This is a genomic window from Roseomonas sp. GC11 (assembly GCF_024437745.1).
Classification (GTDB): domain Bacteria; phylum Pseudomonadota; class Alphaproteobacteria; order Acetobacterales; family Acetobacteraceae; genus Pseudoroseomonas.
Map to the genome: position 1 here is coordinate 1 of NZ_JANFNY010000149.1, position 5,976 is coordinate 5,976.

General features: G+C 68.2%; 4 protein-coding genes, 1 tRNA gene and 1 rRNA gene. All 6 read right to left on the bottom strand.

The features are described 5' to 3' along the window. A partial coding sequence (locus tag NON00_RS23855; RefSeq protein ID WP_256025289.1) for an OmpA family protein occupies positions 1-1,082 on the bottom strand: 1,082 nt, incomplete at its 3' end. 205 nt (positions 1,083-1,287) lie between these two features. Continuing rightward, positions 1,288-1,644, bottom strand: coding sequence for a hypothetical protein (locus tag NON00_RS23860; RefSeq protein WP_256025290.1), 357 nt, complete (start codon positions 1,642-1,644; stop codon positions 1,288-1,290). A 115-nt stretch (positions 1,645-1,759) separates the two neighbouring features. Continuing rightward, the gene (gene gyrB / locus NON00_RS23865; RefSeq protein ID WP_256025292.1) at positions 1,760-4,216 is read right to left on the bottom strand and encodes a DNA topoisomerase (ATP-hydrolyzing) subunit B; all 2,457 of its coding nucleotides are present in this window, start codon (positions 4,214-4,216) and stop codon (positions 1,760-1,762) included. A 66-nt stretch (positions 4,217-4,282) separates the two neighbouring features. Continuing rightward, a complete protein-coding gene (gene recF, locus NON00_RS23870) occupies positions 4,283-5,407 on the bottom strand; it encodes a DNA replication/repair protein RecF (RefSeq protein WP_408906446.1) in 1,125 nt (374 codons plus the stop codon). Positions 5,408-5,518: 111 nt separating this feature from the next. After that, positions 5,519-5,592, bottom strand: a tRNA-Met gene (locus NON00_RS23875). 52 nt (positions 5,593-5,644) lie between these two features. Then, a 5S ribosomal RNA gene (gene rrf / locus NON00_RS23880) occupies positions 5,645-5,759 on the bottom strand. Between the last annotated feature and the right edge of the window lie 217 nt (positions 5,760-5,976).

The window sequence follows — 5,976 nt, forward strand, 5'->3', positions numbered from 1 at the left end:
TGCGGCTCGCGCACGCCATCGGCGGTCGGCACCAGCGGGCGGCTCTCGCCAAAGGCCTGCACGGTGATGGCGGTGCGCGCCACGCCCAGGCGCACCAGCTCCGCGGCCACCGCGTCAGCGCGGCGCTGCGACAGGCGCTGGTTGTACTGCGGCGAGCCCGAGCGGTCGGCATGGCCGGCCACCTCGATGCGCGTCGCCTGCACGCGGCCGGAATTCTGCGCCGCCTCGGCGATGATCTGGCGGGCGCGGTCCGTCAGGTCAGCACGGTCGAAGTCGAAGAAGACCAGATAGGTGCGGGCCGGGGCCGGCGCGGCGGCCGGGGGGACCGGCGCGGCGACGGGCACCGGCGCCGGAGCAGCCGGCGCGTTGAAGGCATAGCGCAGGCCAACCAGGATCGAGTGGTTGGTGTTGTCCAGCTTGGCAGAACCGCGCGTCACCGTGCCATTGGTGGCGCGGTAATTGGTGTCCACGCTCAGGTCGTAAGCCGCCAGGTAGCGGTATTCCAGCGTGGCGGACAGGCCCGGCACCGGCGCGATCGGCAGCGAGGCACCGACAATGCCCTGCACCGCCGGCTTCCACTCCGAGCCGATGACGGCCAGGTAGCTGCCGCCAGCGCCACGCAGCACCGCGGATTCGTAATTGCTGTAGATATAGCCAGCGCCCAGGCCAACATAGGGCGTCAGGCCCAGCGGCAGGCCCAGGTTGAAGTCGTACAGGGCATTGGCCATGCCGCCATAGGACTTCATATGGCCATTGGCGCTGCGCGGGCTGGCGATGCGGCTGAAGCCGCCAAAGTCATCAATACTGTTCTGGCGGAAATTGGCTTCCGCTTCCAGGCGCAGGCCATTGCCGAAGCCATAGCCGAAGGACAGCACGCCGGCATAGCCGGGCTTGAAGTCATGGTCGCCACCAGCGCCAAAGGCGCTGCGCAGATTGCTGCTGTCGGCCTTGATGTCGCCGCCCTCGCTCAGATTCAGGCCAGCACCGGCGCCGACATAAAAGCCCTGCACCGGCTGGGCATGGGCAAGAGCAGGCGCGAAGGCAACGGACGCCAGCAGCGCCAGACGGGAAAAGGACTTCATGGACGTGGTTTCTCCAGCGGAGCGCGCGAGCGATCCGAACGGGCAAGTACAGAGATTAACGATACCTTGAGCTTTACGCGTCTTGCCGCAGTCAATCGACATCACGTCAAGGTGATGCGAATAATTTTTTGTATATCGACTTATTGGTTTTCGCGGCCCGCGCCGGCGTTGCGGCAGCCTCCGGGGCGATCCCGCCCCGCGCGCGTCAGGCCGCCCGGAAGCTCTCCGGCGAAGGCACGCCCAGCTCGCGCCCCTTCGAATCGAAAGCCTGCTCATAGACCAGGGTCAGCACGGTCTTGCCGCCCTCCCCCGCCGGAGACAGCGCCTGCTCCGCCCCGACAGAGAGCAGATGCGTCGCCTGCGCCGCCAGCCCGGCGCTGTGCATCGTCTCCACCATCAGGCGCGCCTCGGCCATCGCCAGCTCACGCTCCAGCGCGGCGGCACGCCCGGCCTCGTCATCCCGCGCCTGCCGCAAGGCCAGCACCGCATCGCCCAGCCGCGCCACCAGCGACTCCAGCTCCGTCAGGCGCCGCAGCGCGGCTTCGGTCATCGGCTCGGTCATGCGGGCGGCTCGTTGGAACGACGGAGAGAAATCTTCTTTTTCTGAAGAAAAAGAAGCAAAAAGACTTTGTCCGGGGCGTCCCGCCTCAGGAAAGAAGCAGGACGCCCCTGGGAAATTAAATATCGAGGTTGGCGACCTTCAGCGCATTGCCCACGATGAACTCGCGCCGCGGCTCCACCACATCGCCCATCAGCGTGGAGAAGACCTGCTCGGCATCCTCCACATCGTCGATCTTCACCTGGAGGAGGGTGCGCGCGGCGGGGTCCAGCGTGGTCTGCCACAGCTGGTCGGGGTTCATCTCGCCCAGGCCCTTGAAGCGCTGAATCGCCAGGCCCTTGCGGCCCTGCGCCAGGATGCGCTCGAACGTGGCCAGCGGGCCGGCCACGCTCTGCGCCGGGCCCTCCATCGCCAGCACCGCCGGTTCCCGCCAGGACGCGGCGAGCGCCGCATGCCGCTCGGACAGCCAGCGCGCCTCCACACCGCGCAGGGCCACGGGGTCGAGGCGGTGGCGCTCGGCCACGCCACGCACCATCCGCGCCATCACCAGCCCCTCGGCACTGAAGGAAACCTTCCAGCCGCGTTCCGTGGGGCGGGCCAGCGTGTCGAGCCGCGCGGCCAGATCCGGCGCCGCGGCCAGGGCACGCTCCGCATCCGGCACCAGCGCGCCGGCAATCGCCGCCTGCTCCACCATCTCCGCCGGCATGGCCGTGGCCAGGCGGCGGATGCGGTGCGCGGTCTGCCGCAGGGTCTCGACCACCTCGCGCAGCTCATCCCCCGCCACCGTGCGGCCATCGGCGAAGCGCAGGCTGGCGCCATGCAGCGCCTTCTCGATCAGGTAGTCCTCAAGGGCGCGGTCATCCTTGAGGTAGCGCTCCTCCTGCCCGCGCTTGGCGCGGTAGAGCGGCGGCTGGGCGATGTAGAGATGCCCGCGCGTCAGCAGCTCCGGCATCTGCCGGAAGAAGAAGGTCAGCAGCAGCGTGCGGATATGCGAGCCATCGACATCGGCGTCGGTCATGATGACGATGCGGTGGTAGCGCAGCTTGTCAGCCGAGAAGCCGCCCCGCTCCACCGGCCCGGTGCCGATGCCGGTGCCGAGCGCGGTGATCAGCGTGCCGATTTCCGCCGAGGACAGCATCTTGTCGATGCGCGCGCGCTCGACATTCAGGATCTTGCCCTTCAGCGGCAGGATGGCCTGGAAGCGGCGGTCGCGCCCCTGCTTGGCGGAGCCACCGGCCGAGTCACCCTCGACCAGGAACAGCTCGCACTTGCTCGGGTCCTTCTCCTGGCAGTCGGCCAGCTTGCCGGGCAGGGTGGAGATATCGAGCGCGTTCTTGCGCCCCACCTTCTCCCGCGCCAGCTGCGCCGCCTTGCGCGCGGCGGCGGCGAGCACGACCTGATCCAGGACCTGCCGCGCCTCCTTCGGATGCGTCTCGAACCAGTGGGAGAGCGCATCGGCCACCGCCGCCTGCACCACCGGCTGGACCTCGGAGGAGACCAGCTTGTCCTTGGTCTGGCTGGAGAATTTCGGGTCCGGCACCTTGACGGAGAGAACCGCCGTCAGCCCCTCGCGCATATCCTCGCCAGAGAGCTCGACCTTCTCCTTCTTCGCCATCTCCTCGGCGTATTTGGTGACGATGCGGGTCAGCGCCTGGCGGAAGCCGGCCTGGTGCGTGCCGCCATCGCGCTGCGGGATGTTGTTGGTGAAGCACAGCGCCACTTCATGCGGGCTGTTGTTCCACCACATCGCCAGCTCGACCTGGATGCCGTTCTGCTCCTTGGCCTTCACCGCCACGGGAGGCTTGAACAGCGGCTCCTTGCTGCGGTCCAGCCACTCGACGAAGGCGGTCAGCCCGCCCTCGAAGCAGAAGCTGGTCTCGCGCGCCGGCTCGCCCAGCACCACCGGGCGCTCGTCGCGCAGGGTGATGGCGAGGCCGGAATTGAGGAAGGCCAGCTCGCGCAGGCGCTTCTCCAGGATGGCGAATTCATATTCCGTGCGGGTGAAGGTCCCGGCGGAAGGCTTGAAGGTGACGCGCGTGCCATTCGTGTGGCTGGACGGGCCGACGACCTTCAGCGGCTGCACCGTCTCGCCATGCTCGAAACGGATGAAGTGTTCCTGGCCATTGCGCCAGATCACGACTTCCATCCATTCGGAGAGCGCGTTGACGACGGCGGCGCCGACGCCGTGCAACCCGCCCGAGACCTTGTAGGAATTCTGGTTGAACTTGCCGCCGGCATGCAGCCGGGTCAGCACCACCTCGGCGGCGGAGACGCCTTCCTCGGAGTGGATGTCGGTCGGGATGCCGCGCCCGTCATCGGTGACGGTGACGGAGCCATCGGCGTTCAGCGCCACATCGCAGCGCGAGGCGAAGCCGGCCTGGGCCTCGTCGACGGCGTTGTCGATGATCTCGAACGCCATGTGATGCAGGCCGGAGCCGTCATCCGTGTCGCCGATATACATGCCGGGGCGCTTGCGGACGGCTTCCAGCCCGCGCAGCACGGTGATGGAGGCGCTGTCATAGGCGTCCGCCTGCGTCTCGGAGGCGGGGGACAGCGCGCGCGCGGACTCACTCATGCCGGGCGGAAACTCCTGCTCAGGACCGTCAGGAAGACGGGCGGAAAGACAGGATTTTCTAGCATTTTATGGGCCCGGGGACACGGGGAAATCGGCATCACGGCACAGCGTGCCGGGCTGTGCGGCGAAGAATTCCGCCCGCCCCTCCAGCGGCGCGAAGGGCGCGGGCTCGGTGCCCGTCAGAAAGCACTGCCCGGGCAGGGCGGCGAGGGCCGCGAAGAGGGCGGCGCGCCGCCCGGGATCCAGATGCGCCGCCACCTCGTCCAGCAACAGCAGGGGGGCGAGGCCGCGATGCGCCGTCACCAGCGCCGCCTGGGCCAGGATGGTGCTGGTGAGCAGCGCCTTCTGCTCGCCGGTGGAACACAATTCCGCGGGGATGTCGCGCGGCAGCAGCAGCAGGCGCAGATCGGTGCGGTGGGCCCCCTGGCGGGCGGAGCCGGCGGCGGCATCGCGCGCCCGGTCGGCGGCGAGGCCGGCGCGCAATTCCTCCTCCACGGCCAGGGCGGGGTGCTGGTTGAGCGCCCCGGCCAGGGGGCAGAGCAGCTCCAGCCGCGCGGCGGGAAAGGCCCCGGCCACGCCACCGGCCAGCGCGCCATTCAACTGGGCCACCGCCGCCCGCCGCGCCGCGATGGCGGCGATGGCATGGCGGGCCATGGTATCCTCAAGCGCGGCGAGCCAGCGGGCATCGCGCCGCCCCTCGGCCAGCAGGCGGTTGCGCTGGGCCATGGCGGCCTCGAAGGCGGCGACCTCGCGGGCATGGCCCGGCTCACGCGCCCAGACGAGGCGGTCGAGGAATTTGCGGCGGCCACTGGCGCCTTCCTGGAAGAGGCGGTCCATCTGCGGCGTCAGCCACAGCGCGGCGAAATGGGCGGAAAGTTCAGCCTGGCTGCGCACCGGCGCGCCATCGAGGCGGAAGCCGCGGCGATCCGCCCCGCTTTCCTGCCCGGTGCCGATGGTGACGGGGCCGGCGGGGCTGTCGAAATGCCCGGCGATGGTCCAGGGCAGGCTCTCCACGCCCTGGCGGCGCCCCCATTCGGTGGCGCGCGCGCCGCGCAGGCCGCGCCCAGGGGCCAGCAGGCTGATGGCTTCGAGGAGATTGGTCTTCCCGGCGCCATTCGGCCCGGCGATGACGACGATGCCGGCCTGGAACGGGATATCGAGCGCCTCGTAGCTGCGGAAATTCTGCAGCATGAGGCGCTTCAGGCGCAGGGCTGGCGGGGTGGACACGCGGCGCGGGTTAGCAGCGCACAGAACAAAAAGCAAACCCCCCTGCTCTTTTGAGGGAGAGGGGGTTTTGATGGGATGCGGGGACAGGATTTGAACCTGTGACCTTCAGGTTATGAGCCTGACGAGCTACCGGGCTGCTCCACCCCGCGTGGGTGGTTTGTATTCGATATGTTTTTTTTCACTGAGGGGTCCGGCTTGGTGGCCTGGCGGCGACCTACTCTCCCGCGCCTTGAGGCGGAGTACCATGGGCGCTGGGGTGTTTCACGGCCGAGTTCGGGATGGGATCGGGTGTATCAACCCCGCGATGGCCACCAGGCCACCGAGCCGGACCTTTGAGTGAGAGAAGTATCGGATGTGTATGTTCTGATTTGGTGATGTGTTTTCGAGTGTTTGTGGGTGAGTGCGGATTGGTGCTGCGTGCGGTGTCTGTATTGCTACAGACGGCGTGTGTGTTGTGATGAGATCGTTTGGGCGATTAGGACCGCTTAGCTGAGCCTGTTACCAGGCGTACACATGCGGCCTATTGACGTGGT

Excerpts from the sequence above, each read along its gene's own strand:
- NON00_RS23860 (WP_256025290.1), bottom strand. The coding sequence starts at position 1,644 with ATGACCGAGCCGATGACCGAAGCCGCGCTGCGGCGCCTGACGGAGCTG.
- gyrB (WP_256025292.1), bottom strand. The coding sequence starts at position 4,216 with ATGAGTGAGTCCGCGCGCGCGCTGTCCCCCGCCTCCGAGACGCAGGCG.
- recF (WP_408906446.1), bottom strand. The coding sequence starts at position 5,407 with ATGCTGCAGAATTTCCGCAGCTACGAGGCGCTCGATATCCCGTTCCAG.